Origin of the sequence: Pseudomonas sp. M2, assembly GCF_015751845.1 — a bacterium.
GTDB classification, from domain to species: Bacteria; Pseudomonadota; Gammaproteobacteria; order Pseudomonadales; family Pseudomonadaceae; genus Aquipseudomonas; species Aquipseudomonas putida_E.
This window is the reverse complement of sequence record NZ_JADOUD010000001.1, coordinates 1024141-1045866: the sequence shown is the minus strand read 5'-3', so window position 1 is coordinate 1045866 and position 21726 is coordinate 1024141. Positions and strand designations below refer to the sequence as shown.

The following is a 21726-nucleotide window of genomic DNA, read 5'->3' as shown; positions in this document are numbered from 1 at the left end:
CCAGAAACGCTCGTGTGGTGTACGTCCCAACTGTTATCAAGCGGTTCGCAAGGACACCGCGACCACACAAGGAACAGTGGAACCTCGCGCCTCTTCGTCACGGCCATTGATCAATAAGCGCTTGTTGCCTGGATCGAGCGTGACCGTCGATCCCGATGCATAGAAGCCATCCTCTGGCACTTGAGCACCGACCTGGCCATAACCGAGAGGCGGGACGAAGCGGGTGTCAAACGTGCCATCCGAGGTCAAGCTAAAGGCAAGCGTATAAGTGTAGAAACTACCGTAGCCGACCAGGCCATCGCCTGTCTCTACTCCCGCATACCAACCGCCCGGTTGGTCAAACACCAGCGCTTCGCCGCCGTTGAACTCACTGGCCGGCATGCCCGAATAGTCGATTCGGTAAACACTCGGGTGGCTGATATCTTCATCGAGATCGTACAGTTCCCCGTAGAAAGTGATTCGTTCCGCGACGGGGTCTACGGAAAAACCGTTATTGATGATCCATGGCGCGGACCAGTGCTGGCCATTGTTGCCAAAGGCATTGTCCACTTTCCCGTCGGTGGTCAAGGCTGTGGTGACGCCATACGCGTCTTCCCCCTGCATCAGATACAAGGCCAATACAAGGTGCTGCGAACCTGAGGGGGGTGTAAAACTGGCAATGCCGTCGATGATGTGTGAGTGGGTATCGGGAATCAGCTTGCTGACATCGAGGATGCCATCAGCGCCAAAATCCAAGCGCAATGCGCCGTCACGGTCCAGCCCGATCACCACCGGTTCGAATTTCTGTGGGCCGCGACGCAAGCCTGTGACGAAAATATGGTCTTTCGCCAAAGCCAGGTGCTCCAGCAGCAGTTCCTCCTTGACCAATGCATGGGTAGCAACGTACCCCTTGCCCTCACCAAACGTCAGATCCGGTTGCCCTTCGGCATTCAGTTTCCAAAGGTGACTGGCTGACTCCCCCTGCACCGGGACAACGATCAGTAAATTACCTGCATCATCTTCTGCGATGCTCTCGGGTGCCTCATAGGCTGCGCTTGCGGTCTTGTTGAAATCGAAAATTCCATCGCCATTGAAGCTGCCATCCAGCTTTCCGTTTTGTTTCAGGCAAGCCACGAAGACCCTGGCGTCCTCAGTGTTCGGGTTGAAGCTTTCACCGATTACATAACTGCGTCCATCGGTGACCATGCTGTTGATGATTGCAGTGCTGTCGGCACGAGACCCGGCGCTTTTTTCAAGGATGTAGGCAATCCCATCGATGCCATAAGCACCATCGATGGGAGCTTGTGGCAACTGCATGGATGCTTGGGCCAAGGTTGGGGGCACGCGGGTTGAGCGGGCAGGCTTTCGTGAAGTGTTCATGACTTTTCCTTGGTGATGAGTGACCGCTGGGCATCAAGGCTTCACGCCGTTATCAGCCATCGCGGCTCACTCAGATGCGGCTGGATGCGTTGCAGGGCCATTGGAGGCCAGGCTCGAATCCGGCGCTACTGGCAGAAATGCCAGGGCGGGGCTGGTCGCTGGAAGAGCCAGTTTTGCAGGGGCGCCCGCTGTGCATATGGTCAATACTGGCCAAACGCCCGTAAGGTTGTGTGCAAGCGCGTTGTCGAGTGAACTTACTCCATGAAACCCGCTCTTATGCCGGTAGCCATTGGTAATGGCCGCCTGATAAGCTCGCGGCTTTACCCTGATTGCCCACATGGCGCATGAACAAGGAAATAGCATGAAACAGCATCGTTTGGCGGCTGCGGTTGCCCTGGTAGGCCTGGTACTGGCTGGCTGTGATCAACAGGCCAGCAGCCCCGAGCTGAAAACTCCGGCACAGAAAGCCTCCTACGGTATCGGCCTGAACATGGGCAAGAGCCTGGCTCAGGAAGGCATGGAAGACCTTGATTCCAAAGCCGTCGCCCTCGGCATCGAAGACGCCGTTGGCAAGAAAGAACAGCGCATCAAGGACGAAGAGCTGGTAGAAGCCTTCACCTCGCTGCAGAAGCGCGCCGAGGAGCGCCTGGCCAAGGCCAGCGAAGAAGCCGCCTCCGCCGGCAAGAAGTTCCTCGAAGAAAATGCCAAGAAGCCAGGTGTGGTCACCACCGCCTCGGGCCTGCAGTACGAAGTGGTCAAGAAGGCCGACGGCCCGCAGCCCAAGCCGACCGATGTGGTCACTGTCCACTACGAAGGCAAGCTGATCGATGGCAAGGTGTTCGACAGCTCGGTAGAGCGTGGCAGCCCGATCGACCTGCCGGTCAGCGGTGTCATCCCAGGCTGGGTCGAAGGCCTGCAACTGATGCACGTTGGCGAGAAGTACAAACTGTTCATCCCGGCTGAGCTGGCCTATGGCGCACAGAGCCCAAGCCCGCTGATCCCGGCCAACTCGGTCCTGGTGTTCGACCTGGAACTGATCGCCATCAAAGACCCGGCCCAGCTGCAGGGCGACGCGCCTGAAGCTCAGGCACCTGCCGAAGCTCCGGCTGAAGCACCTGCCAAGTAATACTGGCTGGTAGTGCACAACGCCCCGCTCGCCGGGGCGTTGTCGTTTGTGCATCAGGCATCGGGCCGAACCTCGTGGCCAGGAGATTGTCCGAGAAAGGGCAGTGTGAAGAAGCAGGAGGCTTCTGACGCAAATCGTTTGCGGTTCTGAAACGACTGTGTAAAAAACGCCCGATCTGACCGAGGCCCTTGCTTTACAGGCACCTGCCGTCAGAAACTTCGCCCTGTTCACAAGGTTATCCACAATAAATGTGGATAACCTCTCCCTGCTGGAGGCTACATGAGCGCACCCTGGAATTTCGCCCGCTTCCTGCCCTTGGCCGAGCGCCTGCTTAGCCGTGGCCGCTTGCCGGCTTTGCTGTTCGCCGTGGCCCGCAAAGGCCCACGCCTGGGCCAGTTGCGTGAAGACATCAAGCTTTTGCAGTCGTTGTGCCTGGCCTGGTGGCGTGGCGAGTACCGGGCGATCAGCCCCAAGGCACTGGTGACCATCGTCGCCGGCCTGCTGTACTTCGTCAGCCCCATCGATGCCATCCCCGACTGGCTGCTGGGCGTAGGCTTTCTCGATGATATCGCCGTGCTCGGCTGGGTGCTGAAGACCGTCTCCGATGAGCTGGCGCGTTTCAAGGCCTGGCGCGACAGCCAGGCACCCGAGCGCCTGCGCGTGGTCGAGCGCTTGCCCGACACCCCTGAAGCTTTGCGCCTGGAGCGTAAAACGCACTGAAATCGAGCAGATCCCCACAGACCCCCGGGCTTGGTAATATAATTGGCATAAGGGTTATGCCTACGGATTACATGCGGTAATCCTACGTAAGGGGGTTGTAATGGGTATTCAGGTCATTAGCCGGGACGGTCAGCCCGAGTACGCAGTCGTTCCCTGGGAGCAGTATCAGGCGCTGCTCAAGGCGGCCGGCCAGGCGCCTGCCGAGGCGGTTGGCGAAACCAGCGATCACAGTGCGGCAAGCGCCAGTTTGCCCGCCTTCAGCGAAGTGGCGCAGCTGCGTGAGGCCAAAGGCATCGCACCAGAGCAATTGGCGCGAAATGTGGGGGTAAGCCCCGCCTACCTGGCGATGATCGAGTCGGGTGAACGCCAGCCGGATGCGGCGATCCGCCGTGCCCTGGCCTGGCACTTGGGTGTGGCGGGCTGGAGCGAGCCGTCATGAGCCAGGTCAGGATCAGCCGTCAGCATTGGCAAAGCTTGCTGGATGAGCTTGACCTGGCCCGCCGTCAACGGCATTTGCTGACTTACCGCGCGCTGATCGAGCGTTTGCAATTGCCCAGCCCGGCCATGCAGACGCTGACCGCAGCGCTTGAATACCTGGCGGTGCTCGATGCCCGTGCCGAGCAGCCGCTGCGCAGCTCGCTGGTGATCAGCCAGGGCGCCAGCCGCCTGCCGCGTACCGGCTTCTTCGAATGTGTGGAGCGCCTTGGGCGCTTCTCCGGGCCGGTCGACGGCATGGAGGCAGCGTCGTGGCATGCTTCGGAAGTTGTGCGGGTATTCGAGTACGCCTACCCGGAGATTGCCTGACAGGCCGATAGACCTGCCCCGCCAAGCTTCCACCAACGCCACACTTCGAAAACACAAGGGGCCGGGCACTTACGTGTCCGGCCCCTTGTGTTTCACATCAGCGCTGACTGATTACTGCTTGGCCACCTTGGTGCTGGCACTCAGGTAGTCGATCAGGATGCGACCGGTCTCGGACAGGTAAGCGTCGTCTTCGGGCTTGGTGTTTTCATCCTCGGTCGGCAGGGCGTCCTCGTCCTCTTTCTTCAGTTCCTTCAGCGGCTCTTCACCCTTGGCCTTGCGGCGGATGTTTTCCAGCGCCAGCTGTTTGGCCTCGATCTCATCGTGGCGGGCACGGCGGTCCTGCTCGTTGAGGCTGACGGTCTTCTCGTTCATCAGCTTCTGGGTCAGTGCCAGGCGGTCACGGATATAAGTGAACTCTGCGTCCTTGTCGCTGCGCGCTTCATGCTGGGCCTTGAGCTGCGCCAGGAAGGGCTTGAACGGGTCGGCCGCCGGCTTGACCACCGGGCGGATGGTGTCCCACGGCATGGCCTCGGGCAGGGCGCTTTCACCGATTTCCTTGGTGTCGATGATCGACGGGTAGTCGATGTCTGGCAGCACGCCCTGATGCTGGGTGCTCTGCCCGGACACCCGGTAGAACTTGGCCAGGGTCAGTTTCAGCTCGCCATGGTTGAGCGGCTGGATGGTCTGCACGGTGCCTTTGCCGAAGGTCTGGCCGCCTATGATCAGGGCCCGGTGATAATCCTGCATGGCGCCGGCGAAGATTTCCGAGGCCGAGGCCGAGAGACGGTTGACCAGCAGTACCAAGGGGCCTTTGTAGAAGGCGCCAGGGTTTTCGTCTTCTAGCACGTCAACCCGGCCATCGCTGTTGCGAACCAGCACCGTGGGGCCCTTCTCGATGAACAGGCTGGTCAGCTCGGTGGCTTCTTGCAGGGAACCGCCGCCGTTGTTGCGCAGGTCGATGACCACGCCGTCGACTTTTTCTTTCTGCAATTCGGTGAGCAGCTTTTTCACGTCGCGCGTGGTGCTCTTGTACTCCGGGTCCCCGGCTCGGTAAGCCTTGAAGTCCAGGTAGAAGGCCGGGATTTCAATGATGCCCAGCTTGTAGTCACGGCCAGCCTGCTTGAGCTTGAGCACCGACTTCTTGGCCGCCTGCTCTTCAAGCTTGACCGCCTCGCGGGTGATCGACACCACTTTGCTGGTCTGGTCGCTCGGGGCATTGCTGGCCGGGATGATCTCCAGGCGCACAACCGAGCCTTTCGGGCCACGGATCAGCTTGACCACTTCGTCCAGGCGCCAGCCGACCACGTCGACCATTTCCTTGTTGCCCTGGGCGACGCCGATGATCTTGTCGGCCGGGGCCACCTGCTTGGTCTTGGCCGCAGGGCCGGCAGGTACCAGGCGCACGATCTTGACCTGGTCATTGTCGCTCTGCAGCACCGCGCCGATGCCTTCGAGCGACAGGCTCATGTTGATGTCGAAGTTTTCGGCGTTGTCCGGCGACAGGTAGTTGGTGTGCGGGTCGTAGGACTGGGCGAAGGTATTGATGTAGGCCTGGAAGATGTCTTCGGCACGGGTCTGGTCCAGGCGCGACAGCTGGTTCTTGTAACGCTTGGTCAGGGTTTCCTGAATCTGCTTGGGCTCTTTGCCGGCGATCTTCTGGCGCAGCACCTCGTCCTTGACGCGCTTGCGCCACAGGTCGTCCAGCTCGGCCTGGTTCTTCAGCCACGGGGCGTCCTTGCGGTCGATCAGCAAGGTTTCCTTGGCGGTGAAGTCCATCTTGTCGACGCCCTTGTTCAGCTCGGCCAGGGCGAAGTCCAGGCGTTGCTTGACGCGGTCCAGGTAGCGCTTGTAGATGGTGAAGCCCGGGTCGAGGTTGCCGCTTTTGAGGAAGTCGTCGAACTGCCTCTTCCACTTGTCGAACTCGGCGATGTCGGCTGCAGTGAAGTAGCTGCGCGCAGGGTCGAGCAGCTTGATATAGCTGTCGTAGATGATCACCGAACGGGCGTCATCGAGCGGCGGCTTGCTGTAATGGTGGCGTTTGAGCAACTCAACCACGTTGAGGCTGGCGACGATTTCGTCACGGTCCGGCTGCAGGCTGTCCCATTTGTTGGCGGCCGCCGCATTGCCGCCGAGCGTGAGGCTGCCCAGGCCGATCATCAGGGCCAGGGCGGTGCTTGGGAGGAAATGCTTCATGCTGATTCGACGTGGAGGCAATTGATCACGCATAGTAGGCCGTCTTTTCCGTTGCCGGTTCCATGGAGCCGGACAAATACTGCAAAAAGCCAGGGGCGTGGATACCCCAGGCTCAGTCATGTCAATCAACTATGGAGGCACTGTGAAGGCATTGCAAGGCGAAGACGGACATGTGGAGTGGGTCGAGGCCGAGCGCCCGGCCCTGGATGCCGGCCAGGTACGCATCCGCGTGGCTGCGGCGGGCCTGAACCGGGCCGATCTGTTGCAGATGAAGGGCCTTTATCCGCCACCACCCGGTGCCAGCCCGTACATGGGCCTGGAATGCGCCGGGGTAGTGGAAGAAGTGGGGCCAGGCGCCGACTGGCGGGTAGGCGACCGGGTGTGCGCGCTGCTGGCCAGCGGGGCCATGGCCGAGGAAGTGGTGGTCGATGCCCGCCATGTGCTGCCGGTGCCCGAGGGCCTGAGCCTGCACGAGGCAGCAGCGCTGCCCGAGGTCTACGCCACCGCGTGGTTGAACATTTTCCAGCTCGGTGCGGTGAAGGCCGGCGAGAAGGTACTGGTACACGCCGGTGCCAGCGGTGTCGGCTCGGCAGCCATTCAGTTGTGCAAGGCGTTCGGCAACCCGGTGTACGTCAGCGTTGGCTCGCAGGACCGCCTGGCGTACTGCCAGGCCCTGGGCGCGACGGGCGGAGTGGTGCGCAACGAAAACCTGGAAGCGCTGGAGGGCATGGGCCCGTTCGACGTGATTCTCGACCCGGTGGGTGCCAGTTACGGGCAGCTCAACCTCAAGTTGCTGGCACGCGATGGGCGCTGGGTGATCATCGGCCTGATGGGCGGGCGCACGGTTGAACTGGACCTGGCGCAGGTGCTGGGCAAGCGCCTGGAAATCACCGGTTCCACCTTGCGCAACCGTGATGACGGGTTCAAGGCCGAGCTGCTGCGTGAGCTGCAGCAGCAGGTGTGGCCGCTGTTCACCGAAAAGCGCTTGTCGCCACAGCTGGTGGACACCTACCCGGTCGAATTCGCCCAGGCAGCGTATGCCGAGCTTGAGAGCAATCAGGTGTCGGGCAAGCTGGTGATGGTGATCGACGCTAGCCTGGCGTGAGATTGCCGGGGCTGCGTTGCAGCCCATCGCAACACAAGGCCGCTCCTACCGTAGGAGCGGCCTTGTGTCGCGAAAGGGGCGCAAAGCGCCCCCATGGCCCTCAAGACCAGCTCAGTATCGGCCAGCCATTCTTCTCGGCATGCTCGCGCAACACTGCATCCGGGTTCACCACATGCGGATGATCCACCTTCAGCAACAACGGCAGGTCGTTGCGCGAATCGGAATAGAAGCTCGCCCCCTCCAGGTTCTCCTGCTCCTGGTCCAGCCACTCCAGCAGGCGGGTGATCTTGCCCTCCCGGTAAGTCAGCACCCCATGAGTCTTCCCGGTATACACCCCGTTCACAGCCTCCAGCTCGATCGCCAGGTACTCGTCCACCCCTAACCGCGCCGCAATCGGCCCGACCAGGTGAGTGCCCGAGGCGGAAATGATCAGGATGCGGTCGCCACGCTTGCGATGTTCGGCGATGCAGCGGCAGGCATCACCGAAAATGATCGGCTCGATGACGTCTTCCACCCATGGTTCGACCAGGTGCTCGACCTCTTCCAGCGTACGCCCGGCAATCGGCTCCAGGCTGAAGGCCATGTACTCTTCCATCTGCAAGTGGCCTTTGCCGTAGGCCTCCATCAGGGCATGGTCGCGGCGCAGGAACTCCTTGCCGTCGACCCAGCCCAGCCGCGCCATTTGCTCGCTCCACAGCGACGCGCAGTCGCCATGGATCAGGGTTTCGTCCAGATCGAAAATTGCCAGTGCCATGCGTTGAATCTCCTTAGGCCACTTCCCGTAGCGCCGTGGGGTCGATCGACAAGGATACCCGCTGGCCGTCCGCGTGCAGGTCGGCCGATGAGCGATTGAGCACATCCACCACCAGCTCCACGTCACGAACCCGTACCCGGTAGCGGATCACATTGCCCAGCAGGCTGTGGCTGCGCACTTCGCCGTCCAGTTCGCCATCGCGGCTCAAGGTGATCGACTCGGGGCGAATCGCCAGGCGGCTGGCCACCGGGCGTTGCAGCAGGCGGCTGGCACTGTCCGGGTCGAGCAGGTTGTAGTTGCCGATGAAGCCGGCGGCAAACAGGTCCACCGGGGCCGTGTACAGGGTTTCGGCGTCGCCGCTCTGCACGATGCGCCCCTGGTTCATCAGGAAGATGCGATCAGACATCGTCAGCGCCTCTTCCTGGTCATGGGTAACGAAGATGGTGGTCAGCCCCAGTTCGCGCTGGATGGCGCGGATCTGCTCGCGCAGGTGCTTGCGAATACGCGCATCCAGCGCCGACAGCGGCTCGTCGAGCAGCAGCAGGCGTGGCCGGGTGACCAGCGAGCGGGCCAGGGCCACCCGCTGGCACTGGCCACCGGACAGCTGGTGCGGGTAGCGCCCGGCAAAACTGCCCAGTTCCACCAGTTCCAGCGCCTCGCGCACACGTACCTGAGTGTCACTGGCCTTGACCTTCTGCATGCGCAGGCCAAAGGCGACATTCTGTTCCACGGTCATGTTGGGGAACAGCGCATAGCTTTGGAACACCATGCCGATACCGCGCTTTTGCGGGCTCAGCGGCACGATGTCCTGGCCGTCGAGCAGGATCTGCCCGCCGTCCACCGGGGTCAGCCCGGCGATGCAGCGCAGCAGGGTGGACTTGCCGCAGCCGGAGGGGCCGAGCAAGGTGACGAATTCGCCGCGCTCGATCTGGCAGTCGATATTTTCGAACACGGGGGTGCCGGCATAGCGTTTGTGCAGTTTCTGTACGCTGACGAAGCTCATGTCAGGTCTTGTCCTTGTTCAGGCGGTTGGCGACCCAGGTCAGTACCAGCACGAAGGCGAAGTACGAGATCACCAGCGCGCTGTTGAAGTGGCCGCTGCTGTTGCGCATGTTGTTCAGGTACACCTGCAGGGTCTCGTAGCGCGTGCCGACCAGCAGGTTGGCGAACACGAATTCGCCGAACAGGAACGAGAACGACAGCAGCAGCGCCACCATCAGGCCTTTGCGCAGGTTGGGCAGCACCACCAGGAACGCCGCCTGCCAGGTGCTGGCGCCGAGCAGTTGGGCGGCGTCCATCAGGTCGCGCAGGTTGATCGCCTGCAAGTTGTTGGTGATCGCCCGGTACATGAACGGCAGGGCGATGGTGAAGTAGCAGCCGATCAGGATCCACGGCGTGCCGACCATGGCCATCGGCCCGCTGCCGTACAGCTGCAGCAGGCCCACCGAGGACACCACCGGCGGTACCGCGAACGGCAGCAGGATGAGGATATTCATCAGTGCGTCGAGCTTGGGGAAGTGGTAGTGCACCACGAACAGCAGTGGCAGGATCAGCACCACCGACAGCAGCAGTGCGCCCACGCACACCAGCAGCGACTGGCCGAAGGCCGCGAGAAAGCGCGGCTCGCCCCACAGCGCCACGTACCACTTGAGGGTCAGGCCGCTGGGCAGCAGGCTGGCTGACCAGCTGGTGGCCAGCGAGTAGAGCAGGGTGCCGGCCAGTGGTAGCAGCAGAATGAGAAACAGCAGGTACACCACAGCGCGGTGGTAGAGGCTGCCGGCGCTGGGCCTGGTTGAGCGGTTAGCGTGCATGGTAGCTCCGTTTCAGCAGCCATTGATGGACGACCGTGACCACCGTCATCAAGCCCACCAGCACCATGGCCAGCGCGCTGGCCAGGTTGGGGTCCAGGCTGATGTCACCGGCCACCAGGCCGGCGATGCGGATCGGCAGCACGTTGAAGTTGCCGGTGGTCAGGGCATACACCGTGGCATACGCGCCCAGGGCATTGGCCAGCAGAATCACGAAGGTGCCGAGCAGAGCCGGGGTCAGCACTGGCAGGCCGATGTGCCGCCAGTATTGCCAGTGGCTGGCGCCCAGCAACGCGGCCGATTCGCGCCAGTCTTCGCGCAGGGCATCGAAGGCCGGGTAGAGCAGCAGTACGCCCAGGGGGATCTGGAAGTAGGTGTAGACCAGGATCAGGCCGCTTTTGGAGTAGATGCTGAAGTCTTCCAGCAGGCCAACCTGCTTGAGCAGCAGGGTCAGCGCCCCGTTGAAACCAAGCAGGATGATGAACGCGAAGGCCAGCGGCACGCCGGCGAAATTGCTGGTCATGTTGGCGAAAGCGCTGACGAAGTCGCGCAGGCGCGAATCCACCTGGCGCAGCGAGTAAGCACCGAGGGTGGCGATGATGATGCCGAACAGGCTCGACCAGAAGCTGATTTCCAGGCTGCGTTGCAGTGCCTGCAGGTAGAACTTCGAGGCGAACACCTTGCTGAAGTTGGCCAGCCCCCAGCCCGCTTCCGACTGCACGCTGTTGATGGCCACCCAGGCCAGCGGGGCGATCTGGAAGATGACGAAGAACACAGCGAACGGCAGCAGGCAGAGCAGGGCCAGGTAGCGCCCGCGGGCGCCGGCATTCACTTGAGCAGCTCCCGGCAGACGGTCTTGTCGTGGGCAACGCCCAGCAACTCGCAGATGGTGCCACACAGCTCGGTTTGCAGCGGCTTGGCGGCCGGGTCGAGGCTGAAGGCGTCGCCAAACACGAACAGCGGCACTTCGCGCTCTTCGGCCAGCAGGCCGTTGTGCGAGCGGTCGTTGTTCATGCCGTGGTCGGCGGTGACCAGTACCTGGTAGCCCTCTTCGAGCCAGTGCGGCAGGTAGTCGGCCAAGAGGATGTCGGCGCTGCGCGCAGCGTTGCGGTACTGGCTGCTGTCCAGGCCGTGGCGGTGGCCGGTGTCGTCGATGCTCATCGGGTGCACCAGCAAAAAGTTCGGCGCATGGCGGCGGCGCAGGTACTCGGCGTCGGCCAGCAGGTGCGAGTCGGGGTAGCGGTCGTCCCAATAGAACAGGCCATGCTGGATCGGCAGCTTCGGCGCGTGGGTATGGCGGTCGCGCTGCGGGTCGAAGGGCGAGCGGTTGTACAGCTCGCTCATCCAGTGATAAGCCGCCGCCGCCGTGCCCAGGTTGGCCTCGCGGGCGTAGTGGAACACGCTGCGCTGGTTGGACAGGCGGTTGACGTTGTTGTGCACGATGCCGCTGTCGATTGGCGCCACGCCGGTGAGGATGCACTCGTACAGCGGCCGGGACAGCGACGGCAGCTCGCATTCCACGCGGTACAGCGCGGCACGGTCGGCTTCGACGTAAGCGTGCAGGTGGCCCATGGCGTGATGGGCCACCTGGTGGTTGAGGCCGTCGAGCAGGACCAGGATGACATTGTGTTGCATGGTGGCTCCCAGTGGAGCTGCAAGCTTCAAGCTACAAGCTGCAAGAACGAGCCGGCATGTCGATCACCTGCTTGCACTTGTAGCTTGCAGCTTGCAGCTTGAAGCTTCTTCATTCCATCTCGATGATGACTTGCTCCTGCCACATCTGCGGCAGCTTTTTCGAGGTCGCTTCCCACACTTCGGGTTTCTTGATCGGCTGCGCAGCGCCGTACTGCTCGTTAGGCAGCAGCTTGGCCTGCACGTCCGCGGGCAGTTTCAGGTGCTCGGCGCGGATCGGCCGGGCATGCCCCTTGGCCAGGTTGATCTGCCCGGCATCGCTGAAGATGTACTCACGCGCAAGCTTGGCTGCATTGGGGTTTTTGGCGTACTTGTTGATGATGGTGGTGTAGCCGGAGATGACCGACCCGTCCGAGGGGATCAGCACTTCGAAGCGTTTCGGGTCGATCTGGTCGCGGTAGCTCAGGCCGTTGAAGTCCCACACCACGCCCACTTCGACCTCGCCTTTCTCCAGGGTCTGTATGGTCGGGTTGGCCAGCGACAGGCGCTTCTGTTGGGCCAGCTTGGTGAACAGCTGAAGGCCCGGGGCGACGTTGCTCTCATCGCCCTTGTAGGCGATGGCTGCGGCCAGCACGCCGTTGGCGGCCTGGGCGGCAGTACTGACATCGCCGATGGCGACCTTGTACTTGCCTTTTTCCAGGTCGTGCCAGGTTTTAGGGCGTTCTTCTTCCTTCACCAGGTCCTTGTTGATGATGAAGGCGATGGTGCCGGTATAGGCCAGCGCCCAGTGACCATCCTTGTCCTTGGCCCAGCCCGGTACCTGGTCCCAGGTGCTCGGTTTGTACGGCTGGCTCACGCCCTTGGCCACGGCAATCGGGCCGAAGGCGGCACCGACGTCACCGATATCGGCGCTGGCGTTGTCCTTCTCGGCATCGAACTTGGCGATTTCCTGGGCCGAGCTCATGTCGGTGTCGGTGTGCTTGAGGCCGTACTTGCTGGCCAGGTCTTCCCAGGTACCTTTCCAGTTGGCCCAGGCATCGGGCATGCCCACGCTGTTGATCGTGCCTTCTTTGCGGGCAGCGTCTTCCAGGGCCTTGAGGTCGGTGCCGGCGGCCATGGCCGAGGTACACAGGGCCATGGCCGAGCCGAGCAGTGACGCCATGAACAACTTTTTCATCCGAAGCTCCTTTGGGTGGGTGCCTTGCGCGATCGTTGTTATGAGTGAAGCCTTGCTTGGCTAACCTTTGGTCTAGGTCAGCAAACCTTGCGCCAAGGTAGGCCGGTTGCGTGACAATTTGATGTAAGGGAAGGGTTGAACCAGGTGCTGCCGCCTCCTGCGAATACAGCGTAGACCAGATCGCAAGCCCCGATTCATAAGGCTTGGCCCGAATCTGGCAGTGCTCTGATGAAGCGTGTACAGCTGCTTTGTCACAGCATGTTCATCAGCCCTGCCTAGGCTTGCACTATTCTCCAAGTGCCCTGTTCTGGGGCTGGACTAGTCCAGATAGGTAACCCTTGATGCAGTCGACGCCACCGCGTGCGGTAACAGCCATCTGCCATGCCTTGCAGGAGCAGATCGAGCACGGCCTGCTGGCGCCGGGCGGCAAGCTGCCGGCCGAGCGCAAACTCAGCGAGGTGTTCGATACCACGCGTATCACCCTGCGCGAGGCGCTGGTGCAGCTGGAAGCCCAAGGGCTGATCTACCGCGAAGAGCGGCGCGGCTGGTTCGTTGCCCCCGAGCGGCTGACCTACGACCTGATCGAGCGTAGCCACTTTCACGCGATGGTGCGGGACCAGGGGCGGGTGGCCAGTACCGAACTGCTTTCGGCCCGGTTGCAGCCGGCATCGGCGGCCATTTGCGCGCGTCTGCACCTGCCGGCGCTATCCAGCGTGATACGCATCTGCCGGTTGCGGCGTATCGATGGGCGGGCGGTGCTGTATGCCGAGCATTACCTCAACCCGCGTTACTTCCCCGACATCCTCGAACATGACCTGGCGCAGTCGCTGACCGAGATTTATGGGCGGGTCTACGGCATCCGCTACGGGCAGGTGTGCTTTGAAATCCTGCCCACGGCGTTACCCGTGGCTGCGGCCGCAGCCTTGAAGGTATCCACCGGCAGCCCGGGGCTGCATATCACCCGGGTCAACAGTGACCAGCATGGGCACCTGATCGACTGTGACCTTGAGTATTGGCGCCATGATGCGATCCGCATCCGCGCCCAGGCCGGATAGCGGCTGCTGGCGACCCTAATCGGTGGTCCCGCCGGCCTCTGCCATCGCGCCGCCACCCGCCGTCACCACCTGTACCGACAAGCGTGGCATCGCCAGGTCCAGCCCGGCTGCATCCAGCTGGCGCTTCAAGGCCAGGTTGAACGCCCGCGACACTTCCCATTGCTTGATGGGTGCGGTCTTGAAGCGTGCCCGCAGAATCGCCGAACCAGACTCGAAACTTTCCACCCCTTGCAGCTCAAGGGGTGACCAGATATTGCGGCGCATCAGTGGATCGTTGCGCAGTTTCTGCCCCACTTCGCGGATCAGCGTGATGGCCTGGTCGATGTTCATACTGTGCGGGATGGCCACACGGAAGATCGCATAGCCGAACTCGCGCGAGTAATTCTTGATGCTCTTGATCTCGCTGAACGGGATGGTGTGCACGATGCCATCGATGTCGCGCAGGCGCACGGTGCGGATGGTCAGGCCTTCAACGGTGCCCAGGTGGCCACCCACATCGACATAGTCGTCGATGGCCAGGGAGTCTTCGATGATGATGAACAGGCCCGTGATCAGGTCGGCCACCAGCGACTGCGCGCCAAAACCGATGGCCAGGCCGATCACCCCGGCACCGGCCAGCAGCGGCGTGACGTTCATGCCCATGTTGGCCAGGGCGACGATCAGCGCAATGATGAAAATCACCACGAACATCACGTTGCGGATCAGCGGCATCATGGTTTGCGCGCGGGCGTTGGCCAGGCCCCGGCGTGAACGCACCAGGGCGTGGTGCACGGCCGTGTCGGCCAGGATCCACACCAGCCAGGCGACAATCAGCGTGCCGGCCAGGCCCAGCAGGCGCAGGCTGACTTCATGCCCCTCACCTTCGGCGAAGCTGATCATCGACTGGCCCCAAACGCGCAGCCCCAGCTCGATGAACACCAGCCAGATGAACAGGTGCACCAGCACATAACCGAAGTTGCGCAGGCGCTCTGTGTATACCGCTTGCCGCTTGTTGGCGCGCTTGGGGTTGGCGGCGTGGCGGCGCACCAGGCCATTGAGCACCATGCACACCACCACCAGCACCGTGCACATCAGTGACTGGCGCAGCGCGGTGCTGGTGTCGCCGGCCGACACGAAGGTGGCGAACAGCGAGATCGCCACCAGGATCATCGCCGGTATGTACCAGAAGCTGCCAAGGATTTCGATGGTGTCGCTCAGGGTGCGCCGGGTCAGGCGCCGCGACAGTGGCTGGTTGCGGATCAGGTGGGCGATCGGGCGGCGGAAACGCAGTATGAACAGGCCGGTGCACAGCGCGGCGATCACATTGGCCAGAGTGGCCAGGGCGTGCGCCAGGTGTGTACCAAGGGCGACGGTCAGGCGCGGGTCGCTCATCGCTTCGCCAAAGGCGGCGAAGCTGCCGATCAGCCACAGCGGCCGAAATGCCTGGTGGCGCAGGATGTGCAGCGCGCGGTGGCGGTGCGGGCCGTCGAGCAGCGAGAAGGCGATCACGCAGATGGCCGAAAAGCAGGTGCCTACCACCAGCGCATAGGCCAGCACCATGGCCATGGACTTGCCAAGCGAGGAGGGCAGGGCAAAGCTCAGGTACACCGTGAACACCAGCGCCACCAGCCACGGCCCCAGCTTGCGCAGGGCGAAGCGCACCAGGTCCCAGGTGCGCGGGTGCTGTGGCAACTCCTCGGTCAGGCCGAAGCGCACACGCACCCGGTGGCCGATCCAGTTGAACGCATAGGCCAGCAGGCTCCACACGGCGATGATCGCGGCAAAGCCGAACAGGATCGCCGGCCACTGGTGCACGGGCACCACCAGTTCAGCCAGCTCCGCCTGGGCCTGGTCGATTTCCAGCGCCCACCGCTGGAACGGGCTGGCGTCGCCGCTGAACTGCTTCTCGAAATCATGCAGCGCACCGCCGATCAGGCCCAGCACGCCCTGCTCGACGGTGGGTTGCGACTGCTTGGTGGCATCGCGCAGCTTCTTCAGGTCGGCCAGCAGCTTGGCGCGTTGCTGGTCGTTCTCCAGGTTCTTGATCACCTCGTCCAGCGATTTGCCCAAGGGCTCGGTGGCTTCTGGCTGGGCCGGCGCACTGGAGCCAAGCAGGCCAGGCAGGCCGGCGGCCTGTACCGGGGAGATGAACAGAAACAGCAGCAGGGCAAGGCAACGCAGGAGGGCTGGCACCGGGAAATCTACCTCAGGTCAAACGATTGGCCGAGTGTAGAGGTTTATGTGGGGAGTTTCTCCAGGATCTTCCAGCAGGTGAGGCCGAAGATGCCCAGGGTGCCGATCCACATCATCAGCACACCGACGTCGCGCTCACGCAGGCTGAAGCCGATGGTCAGCAGCATCAGGAAACCGAACACGGGGACGAACAGGGACAGGAAAGGGGACATGACGGGCGATCCTTCTGCACGTGCGGGGGGGATGCTTTAAGCATAGTGGCTAGCTGGCGAAGCGGAATGACTTGTATCACATAATGTTTAATCGGTGGGGTTAAAGGTTCATATTTCCTACGCAGCTATCAGACCAGTTTCCTACACAGGAATGCATCCCTTGGCCGATATAAGATTCACCACGGTGTGTGGGGATTTTTAGAAGGTTCGACGATGAGTGCAAAATCAGTACGCAACAGTTTATCGTTGTTGGCGGTGGCAGGGTTGAGCATTACTGCCCATGCCGAGAATAACTTGGCAACGGTGATTGTCGATAATAAAACAAGTGCCGCAGCCAGTTACACCTATGAGCACATGTCAGGTACGTCACAGCCGGTCATGGGTGAAGTGAATGCCCGCCAGAACAGAGTGTTTTTAGTTACAAGCTTTGCTGATTCAATTTCGGGCATGCGCTTTGTGTACGCATCCGGTAGTAAAAAGTGTCGTTTCTCCGTATCGCATACTGCGCCACCACCACGCTATATACCCACCTGGAAAAAGGATGCTGTTTCGATCGGGTCATCGCGCGCAACTTGTACGGTGAAGATGGAAAGGATAGGAACGCAAATGCCTTATCACTACACGGTGAGGTTCACTATTCAATGAACCTCGCGGGGCGCCAGTGAAGGTGCCCCTCGATGAGCACCGAGGAACGCCCATGAAAATTTTCAGCGTTAATGCCACGCCTGTCGTACGCCAGGAAAACGTTCTGCTACCGCCCACAAAGTCGGAGGAGGGTACTGCACAACCAGGGTGCAAGGTGAGTTTGTCTGATGAGGCCCTTAACGACGCCAGAAACAAGGACGAGGTTCGAGCACTTCATGCACGGATCTATGGAACACCGTCGCTCGGGGATCGAATCAGTTATAGCTATCGAACACGGGGAGAAGAAAAATTCAAGAATGAACCGCCTCCAGAAAATTACACGCCTGAACAGGCTGAACGCCACCGGCAAGCCCTGGATTATCTGGTAGGTATCGAAAAACTCTTAGGGGTGGAGACTCAGTTTGAGGAAAACCCGTTTTGGGGGTTGGACCGCGCTCATCTAGTGGCAGTCGAGCAGGATGAAAACAGTTATACCGAAGTGGAACGTTATGCGGCAGCTAGAGCAAAAACAGCATTGGACAATATTTTCTTCACACGTCTCAGCGACCATGCCTATAACACAGGCGACCTAAGACCCGTGTTCAAGGGATATCTTGAGTATCTGGATAACTTGACCGACGTCGAACGCCTCAATTTTCCAGCCGATGAACGTGAACGGGTAGCCGGTCTTTTAGCTCGTGCGCAAAGCGAATCTGGCAGCCTCCCCGAAGGCTTCTCCCTCTGGCAATACATGAACTGGGCCCCTGAAGGCCGCCTCGACCTCGAAGCGCTGCTGAACCCCGCGCCTTAGTCGGCAACGCCCGCCCCCACTGAAGGGGCGGGCACTGCCGGCGGTCAGGGCAGTTCGCGGCTGCGGTAGAACGCGGTCAACACCTTCACCAGGTGCGCCAGATCCTGGCTGCCGCACAGTTCACGTATCGAGTGCATGGCAAAGGTCGGCAGGCCGATATCGACCGTGCGCACGCCCAGATGGCTGGCAGTGATCGGGCCGATGGTCGAGCCGCAGCCCATGTCGCTGCGCACCACGAAGCTCTGCACCGGCACTTCTTCGGCCATGCACAGGTGGCGGAAGAAGCCCGCAGTTTCGCTGTTGGTAGCGTAGCGCTGGTTGTTGTTGACCTTGATCACCGGCCCGGCGTTGAGCTTGGGCCCGTGGTTGCCGTCATGCTTGTCGGCGTAGTTGGGGTGCACGCCGTGGGCATTGTCGGCCGAGACCATGAGCGAGCGCTGGATGGTGCGCACGTAAGTGTCGCCGTCCGGCAGCAGGCGCTGCAGGGTCTGCTCGAGCATCGGGCCGTCGGCGCCGCAGGCCGAGCAGCTGCCGACTTCTTCGTGGTCGTTGCACACCAGCACGCAGGTTTCGTCACTGTCAGCGGCCAGCAGCGCCTGCAGGCCGGCGTAGCACGACAGCAGGTTGTCCAGGCGCGCCCCGGCGATGAAGTCACCGTTCAGGCCGATCAGTGCGGCGTCTTGGGTGTCGTAGAAGCTCAGCTCGTAGTCCAGCACCACGTCGGCGTTGAGCTGGTGTTCACGGGCAAGCTGCTCGGTGAGCAGGGCGCGGAAGTCGATGCGCTCGTCGCCGGCCACCTGGGCCAGGATTGGTGGCAGTTCGTTCTGCGGGTTGATCTGCCAGCCTTCGTTGGCAGTGCGGTTGAGGTGGATCGCCAGGTTGGGAATGATGGCGATCGGCAGCTTGAAGTCGATCAGCTGGCTTTCGACCTTGCCATCACGCCGGAAGGTCACGCGGCCGGCCAGCGACAGGTCACGGTCGAACCACGGCGCCAGCAGGGCGCCGCCGTACACTTCCACACCCAACTGCAGGAACCCTTGGCGCTGCAGCTCCGGCTGCGGCTTGACCCGCAGGCACGGGCTGTCGGTGTGCGCACCGACCATGCGAATGCCACCCAGCAGCGGCGCTTGCTTGCCCAGGTTGATGGCGATGATCGAAGAATCGTTGCGGGTGACGTAATAGCGGCCGCCAGGCACCGTGGCCCAACTGTCACGCTCGTCCAGGCGCTGGTAGCCGGCCGCTTCGAGGCGCAGGGCCAGGCTGGCGGTGGCGTGGAAGGGCGTAGGGGAGGCCTTGAGAAAATCGATCAGGCCGGTGTTCAGTGCTTCGCGCATAACTCACTCCAATTCGAGCTTCAAGCCGCAAGCTGCAAGCTTCAAGCAAGAGCAGGCCGCGGAGCAAGCTGCAACGCGATCTGTTCTGGCTTTTCTTGCAGCTTGTCGCTTGAAGCTTGCAGCTTAAAAAGGTGCAGGGCACTCGAACTTCAGCCGCTCACCGGAAACCGGGTGGGTGAAGCTCAACATGGCCGCATGCAGGCACAACCGCTCATGTGCCGCCAGCGCCTCGGGGTTGGCATACAAACGGTCACCGAGCAGCGGGTGCCCGATCGACAGCATGTGCACGCGCAACTGGTGCGAACGGCCGGTGATCGGCGTCAGCTCCACCCGGCAGTGGTCGCCGCAACGCTCGAGGATGCGCCAGAAGGTCAGGGCGTGCTTGCCTTGCTCATGGTCCACCACATGGCGGGGCTTGGTGGGCGGGTCGTAGCGCAGGGGCAAATCGATGCTGCCGCTGTCCAGCGCCGGTTGGCCCCAGCACAGTGCGGTGTAGGCCTTCTCGGTCTCGCGGTCGTGGAACTGGCGCGACAGCTCGCGGTGGCTGTCGGCATCGCGGGCCAGCAGGATGATGCCGGAGGTTTCCCAGTCCAGGCGGTGGACGATCAGCGCATCCGGGTAGCCGTTTTCCTGCAGGCGGGTGATCAGGCAGTCCTTGTTGTCATCGGCGCGGCCTGGCACCGACAGCAGCAGGGTCGGCTTGTTGACCACCAGGATGGCGGCGTCTTCATGAAGGATCTGGACGTTCGACAGCGGCATTGCGGGTTCTCGGTCAAATCGGGGAAAACCATTGGGGCCGCGTTGCGGCCCGTTCGCGACACAAGGCCGCTCTCTGTAGGAGCGGCCTTGTGTCGCGAACGGGCTGCAAAGCAGCCCCAATGATCAAGCCCGTTCGCTGTATCAGCGATCGGGCAAGGTGATGTTCAGCTCCAGAATCGAGCAACTGCCCTGGTTTTCCAGTTCGATGTGCACATCATCGCTGCCGATGTTCACATACTTGCGGATCACCTCGAGCAGCTCTTTTTGCAGGGCCGGCAGGTAGTCCGGTTCGCTGCGCTGGCCGCGCTCATGCGCCACGATGATCTGTAGACGCTCTTTCGCCACCGACGCACTGGTCTGTTTCTGTCTGCCACGAAAGAAGTCAAAAAGGTTCATGGTTTATTTGCTCCCGAAAATGCGCTCGAAGAATCCCTTCTTCTGTACATCGATGAAGCGCATCGGCTTCTCTTTGCCCAGCAGGCGGTCGACCGCGTCGCTGTAGGCCTGGCCGGCATCGCTCTGATCATCGAGAATGACCGGGATACCTTGGTTGGACGCCTTGAGTACCGCCTGCGACTCCGGGATCACACCCTTGAGCTTGATCGACAGGATCTCCTCGACGTCGGCCACGCTCAGCATTTCGCCCTTGACGACACGCTCGGGGTGGTAACGGGTGATCAGCAGGTGCTCCTTGATCGGCTCTTCGCCGTTTTCAGAGCGGCGCGACTTGCTCGACAGGATGCCCAGCATACGGTCGGAGTCACGTACCGAAGACACTTCAGGGTTGGTCACGACGATGGCTTCGTCGGCGAAGTACATGGCCAGGTGCGCGCCTTTCTCGATACCCGCCGGCGAGTCGCAGATGACGTACTCGAACTGTGCTTTGAGGTCCATCAGTACCTTTTCGACGCCTTCCTGGGTCAGTGCGTCCTTGTCGCGGGTCTGGCTGGCGGCAAGTACGTACAGGTTCTCAAGGCGCTTGTCCTTGATCAGGGCCTGCTGCAGGTTGGCTTCGCCGTTGACCACGTTGACGAAGTCGTAAACCACGCGGCGCTCGCAGCCCATGATCAGGTCGAGGTTACGCAGGCCCACGTCGAAGTCGACGATGACCGTCTTGTGGCCGCGCAGTGCGAGGCCGGTGCCGATGGCGGCGCTGGTGGTGGTCTTGCCCACACCCCCCTTGCCGGAAGTAACGACGAGAATCTTGGCCAAGGTGTTTCACCCCTAAATAAGTCGGGACAGGCGTCCCAGCAAAATGCAAAAAAACGGCAACAGGTAAAAAAGTTGCTCTAAAAATGACGGCAAGTATCCGTTAAAGACGGGTGATGTTCAACACGTCACCGGACAGGCTGACTTGCACGCCGCCGCCCCACAGCGGGTCGCGGCGCAGGTCCTCGCAGACCTTGTACTGGCCAGCGATGGAGACCATTTCGGCGGTCATCTGCTGGCAGAAGATACGGGCCTTGGTGTTGCCTTTGATGCCGGCCAGGGCGCGGCCGCGCATGGCGCCGTACACATGGATGTTGCCATCGGCCAGAAGTTCCGCACCCGGGCTCACAGACCCTGTGACCACCAGGTCGCCACCCTGAGCATAGATCTGCTGGCCGCCACGTACAGGCGAAGTGATGATCCGGGTCGGGCGGATTTCCGGCTCTGCAGCGGGCGCCGGCGCCGGCTCGGGCTTTTTCACTTCCGGCTCCGGCTCCAGCGGCCGCTCACGGGCGCCGGAGGGCGGCAATACCGGCAGGTCGATGGCGATCGCGGCAGCGATGTCCTCGATGCGGTTGGCACGGATCGCCAGGGTTCGCAGGCCGTGGTGACGGCAGATGCGCATCAGCCCGGGCAGGTCGATCGCCCCTTCGTCGGCCGGCAGCTTGTCCAGCGCCAGCACCAACGGTGTGTTGCTGAAAAAATTGGGGGCTTGGGCCACTTTCGCCGCCAGCTGGCGGTCGAGGGCTTCAAGGTCGTTGCGCCCCAGCTCCAGCACAGTGATGGCGAGCATGCTGCCCTTGAGCTGGAACACGGAGGCGGTGTCGGGTGTGTGGTTTGGGCTCATGGTCTGCATAGACGGCTTGTTGCGG

The 21726-nt window shown here is 61.8% G+C and carries 23 protein-coding genes; 8 read left to right on the top strand and 15 right to left on the bottom strand.

What is annotated here, in order from left to right:
* Positions 1-36: 36 nt before the first annotated feature.
* A complete protein-coding gene (locus IWW33_RS04970) occupies positions 37-1359 on the bottom strand; it encodes a hypothetical protein (RefSeq protein WP_174142135.1) in 1323 nt (440 codons plus the stop codon).
* A gap of 361 nt (positions 1360-1720) precedes the next feature.
* Between IWW33_RS04970 and IWW33_RS04965 the strand changes: the two genes are divergently transcribed.
* The 4 genes from IWW33_RS04965 (at position 1721) to IWW33_RS04950 (ending at position 4009) form a co-directional block, all read left to right on the top strand.
* Positions 1721-2485, top strand: coding sequence for an FKBP-type peptidyl-prolyl cis-trans isomerase (locus tag IWW33_RS04965; RefSeq protein ID WP_012313179.1), 765 nt, complete (start codon positions 1721-1723; stop codon positions 2483-2485).
* 279 nt (positions 2486-2764) lie between these two features.
* Complete coding sequence (locus IWW33_RS04960) at positions 2765-3205, top strand: YkvA family protein (protein WP_012313180.1); 441 nt, start codon at positions 2765-2767, stop codon at positions 3203-3205.
* 100 nt (positions 3206-3305) lie between these two features.
* A complete protein-coding gene (locus IWW33_RS04955; RefSeq protein WP_046787417.1) occupies positions 3306-3644 on the top strand; it encodes a helix-turn-helix transcriptional regulator in 339 nt (112 codons plus the stop codon).
* Positions 3641-4009, top strand: coding sequence for a hypothetical protein (locus IWW33_RS04950; RefSeq protein ID WP_012313182.1), 369 nt, complete (start codon positions 3641-3643; stop codon positions 4007-4009). The genes IWW33_RS04955 and IWW33_RS04950 overlap by 4 nt, the downstream gene beginning before the upstream one ends.
* A gap of 111 nt (positions 4010-4120) precedes the next feature.
* Here IWW33_RS04950 and IWW33_RS04945 read toward each other — a convergent pair whose 3' ends face one another.
* Positions 4121-6202, bottom strand: a complete 2082-nt coding sequence (locus tag IWW33_RS04945) for a carboxy terminal-processing peptidase (RefSeq protein WP_012313183.1) — start codon at positions 6200-6202, stop codon at positions 4121-4123.
* A 142-nt stretch (positions 6203-6344) separates the two neighbouring features.
* Here IWW33_RS04945 and IWW33_RS04940 point away from each other — a divergent pair, with 142 nt between their 5' ends.
* On the top strand, positions 6345-7307 hold the full coding sequence (locus IWW33_RS04940) for an NAD(P)H-quinone oxidoreductase (RefSeq protein ID WP_046787416.1): 963 nt from the start codon (positions 6345-6347) through the stop codon (positions 7305-7307).
* A 100-nt stretch (positions 7308-7407) separates the two neighbouring features.
* Here the strand turns inward: IWW33_RS04940 and IWW33_RS04935 are convergent, their stop codons facing one another.
* The 6 genes from IWW33_RS04935 to IWW33_RS04910 all read right to left on the bottom strand — a co-directional run bounded on the left by IWW33_RS04935 (position 7408) and on the right by IWW33_RS04910 (position 12678).
* Positions 7408-8061, bottom strand: coding sequence for an HAD family hydrolase (locus IWW33_RS04935; protein ID WP_012313185.1), 654 nt, complete (start codon positions 8059-8061; stop codon positions 7408-7410).
* A 13-nt stretch (positions 8062-8074) separates the two neighbouring features.
* Complete coding sequence (locus IWW33_RS04930; protein ID WP_039602575.1) at positions 8075-9064, bottom strand: ABC transporter ATP-binding protein; 990 nt, start codon at positions 9062-9064, stop codon at positions 8075-8077.
* A gap of 1 nt (position 9065) precedes the next feature.
* Positions 9066-9872 (bottom strand): ABC transporter permease, encoded by an 807-nt coding sequence (locus IWW33_RS04925; RefSeq protein ID WP_012313187.1) that lies wholly within the window; start codon positions 9870-9872, stop codon positions 9066-9068.
* Complete coding sequence (locus tag IWW33_RS04920; protein ID WP_039602573.1) at positions 9862-10701, bottom strand: ABC transporter permease subunit; 840 nt, start codon at positions 10699-10701, stop codon at positions 9862-9864. The genes IWW33_RS04925 and IWW33_RS04920 overlap by 11 nt, the downstream gene beginning before the upstream one ends.
* On the bottom strand, positions 10698-11504 hold the full coding sequence (locus tag IWW33_RS04915) for an alkaline phosphatase family protein (protein WP_046787413.1): 807 nt from the start codon (positions 11502-11504) through the stop codon (positions 10698-10700). The genes IWW33_RS04920 and IWW33_RS04915 overlap by 4 nt, the downstream gene beginning before the upstream one ends.
* A gap of 109 nt (positions 11505-11613) precedes the next feature.
* Positions 11614-12678 carry an ABC transporter substrate-binding protein gene (locus IWW33_RS04910; RefSeq protein ID WP_046787412.1) on the bottom strand — a complete coding sequence of 355 codons (1065 nt, stop codon included), beginning with the start codon at positions 12676-12678 and terminating at the stop codon, positions 11614-11616.
* 341 nt (positions 12679-13019) lie between these two features.
* On the opposite strand from IWW33_RS04910, the gene IWW33_RS04905 reads away from it, so the two are divergent.
* Positions 13020-13733, top strand: a complete 714-nt coding sequence (locus tag IWW33_RS04905) for a UTRA domain-containing protein (protein WP_046787411.1) — start codon at positions 13020-13022, stop codon at positions 13731-13733.
* Between the two features lie 15 nt (positions 13734-13748).
* On the opposite strand, the gene IWW33_RS04900 is transcribed toward IWW33_RS04905, so the two are convergent.
* Complete coding sequence (locus IWW33_RS04900) at positions 13749-15905, bottom strand: mechanosensitive ion channel domain-containing protein (RefSeq protein ID WP_125924314.1); 2157 nt, start codon at positions 15903-15905, stop codon at positions 13749-13751.
* Between the two features lie 44 nt (positions 15906-15949).
* Positions 15950-16117, bottom strand: coding sequence for a hypothetical protein (locus IWW33_RS04895; protein ID WP_012313193.1), 168 nt, complete (start codon positions 16115-16117; stop codon positions 15950-15952).
* A gap of 213 nt (positions 16118-16330) precedes the next feature.
* Here IWW33_RS04895 and IWW33_RS04890 point away from each other — a divergent pair, with 213 nt between their 5' ends.
* The gene (locus tag IWW33_RS04890; protein ID WP_148708292.1) at positions 16331-16762 is read left to right on the top strand and encodes a hypothetical protein; all 432 of its coding nucleotides are present in this window, start codon (positions 16331-16333) and stop codon (positions 16760-16762) included.
* Between the two features lie 52 nt (positions 16763-16814).
* Positions 16815-17552 carry a hypothetical protein gene (locus tag IWW33_RS04885; protein WP_174142139.1) on the top strand — a complete coding sequence of 246 codons (738 nt, stop codon included), beginning with the start codon at positions 16815-16817 and terminating at the stop codon, positions 17550-17552.
* A gap of 44 nt (positions 17553-17596) precedes the next feature.
* On the opposite strand, the gene IWW33_RS04880 is transcribed toward IWW33_RS04885, so the two are convergent.
* From IWW33_RS04880 to minC, 5 genes are all read right to left on the bottom strand, one after another.
* Positions 17597-18886 (bottom strand): M18 family aminopeptidase, encoded by a 1290-nt coding sequence (locus tag IWW33_RS04880; RefSeq protein ID WP_039603106.1) that lies wholly within the window; start codon positions 18884-18886, stop codon positions 17597-17599.
* 123 nt (positions 18887-19009) lie between these two features.
* Positions 19010-19645 (bottom strand): RluA family pseudouridine synthase, encoded by a 636-nt coding sequence (locus IWW33_RS04875; RefSeq protein ID WP_012313196.1) that lies wholly within the window; start codon positions 19643-19645, stop codon positions 19010-19012.
* Between the two features lie 141 nt (positions 19646-19786).
* Entirely contained in the window at positions 19787-20041 is a 255-nt protein-coding gene (minE, locus tag IWW33_RS04870; RefSeq protein ID WP_012313197.1) for a cell division topological specificity factor MinE, read from the bottom strand.
* A gap of 3 nt (positions 20042-20044) precedes the next feature.
* Positions 20045-20857, bottom strand: a complete 813-nt coding sequence (gene minD, locus IWW33_RS04865) for a septum site-determining protein MinD (RefSeq protein WP_115272953.1) — start codon at positions 20855-20857, stop codon at positions 20045-20047.
* A 100-nt stretch (positions 20858-20957) separates the two neighbouring features.
* On the bottom strand, positions 20958-21710 hold the full coding sequence (minC, locus tag IWW33_RS04860) for a septum site-determining protein MinC (protein ID WP_046787408.1): 753 nt from the start codon (positions 21708-21710) through the stop codon (positions 20958-20960).
* Positions 21711-21726: the final 16 nt, after the last annotated feature.

What these genes read in the sequence shown, in the direction of transcription:
- IWW33_RS04875 (WP_012313196.1), bottom strand. Translation starts at nt 19,645, where the DNA reads ATGCCGCTGTCGAACGTCCAGATCCTTCATGAAGACGCCGCCATCCTG.
- minE (WP_012313197.1), bottom strand. Translation starts at nt 20,041, where the DNA reads ATGAACCTTTTTGACTTCTTTCGTGGCAGACAGAAACAGACCAGTGCG.
- IWW33_RS04960 (WP_012313180.1), top strand. Translation starts at nt 2,765, where the DNA reads ATGAGCGCACCCTGGAATTTCGCCCGCTTCCTGCCCTTGGCCGAGCGC.
- IWW33_RS04915 (WP_046787413.1), bottom strand. Translation starts at nt 11,504, where the DNA reads ATGCAACACAATGTCATCCTGGTCCTGCTCGACGGCCTCAACCACCAG.
- minC (WP_046787408.1), bottom strand. Translation starts at nt 21,710, where the DNA reads ATGCAGACCATGAGCCCAAACCACACACCCGACACCGCCTCCGTGTTC.
- IWW33_RS04890 (WP_148708292.1), top strand. Translation starts at nt 16,331, where the DNA reads ATGAGTGCAAAATCAGTACGCAACAGTTTATCGTTGTTGGCGGTGGCA.
- IWW33_RS04905 (WP_046787411.1), top strand. Translation starts at nt 13,020, where the DNA reads ATGCAGTCGACGCCACCGCGTGCGGTAACAGCCATCTGCCATGCCTTG.
- IWW33_RS04935 (WP_012313185.1), bottom strand. Translation starts at nt 8,061, where the DNA reads ATGGCACTGGCAATTTTCGATCTGGACGAAACCCTGATCCATGGCGAC.
- IWW33_RS04955 (WP_046787417.1), top strand. Translation starts at nt 3,306, where the DNA reads ATGGGTATTCAGGTCATTAGCCGGGACGGTCAGCCCGAGTACGCAGTC.
- IWW33_RS04910 (WP_046787412.1), bottom strand. Translation starts at nt 12,678, where the DNA reads ATGAAAAAGTTGTTCATGGCGTCACTGCTCGGCTCGGCCATGGCCCTG.
- IWW33_RS04950 (WP_012313182.1), top strand. Translation starts at nt 3,641, where the DNA reads ATGAGCCAGGTCAGGATCAGCCGTCAGCATTGGCAAAGCTTGCTGGAT.
- IWW33_RS04885 (WP_174142139.1), top strand. Translation starts at nt 16,815, where the DNA reads ATGAAAATTTTCAGCGTTAATGCCACGCCTGTCGTACGCCAGGAAAAC.
- IWW33_RS04970 (WP_174142135.1), bottom strand. Translation starts at nt 1,359, where the DNA reads ATGAACACTTCACGAAAGCCTGCCCGCTCAACCCGCGTGCCCCCAACC.
- IWW33_RS04925 (WP_012313187.1), bottom strand. Translation starts at nt 9,872, where the DNA reads ATGCACGCTAACCGCTCAACCAGGCCCAGCGCCGGCAGCCTCTACCAC.
- IWW33_RS04965 (WP_012313179.1), top strand. Translation starts at nt 1,721, where the DNA reads ATGAAACAGCATCGTTTGGCGGCTGCGGTTGCCCTGGTAGGCCTGGTA.
- IWW33_RS04945 (WP_012313183.1), bottom strand. Translation starts at nt 6,202, where the DNA reads ATGAAGCATTTCCTCCCAAGCACCGCCCTGGCCCTGATGATCGGCCTG.
- IWW33_RS04880 (WP_039603106.1), bottom strand. Translation starts at nt 18,886, where the DNA reads ATGCGCGAAGCACTGAACACCGGCCTGATCGATTTTCTCAAGGCCTCC.
- IWW33_RS04895 (WP_012313193.1), bottom strand. Translation starts at nt 16,117, where the DNA reads ATGTCCCCTTTCCTGTCCCTGTTCGTCCCCGTGTTCGGTTTCCTGATG.
- IWW33_RS04930 (WP_039602575.1), bottom strand. Translation starts at nt 9,064, where the DNA reads ATGAGCTTCGTCAGCGTACAGAAACTGCACAAACGCTATGCCGGCACC.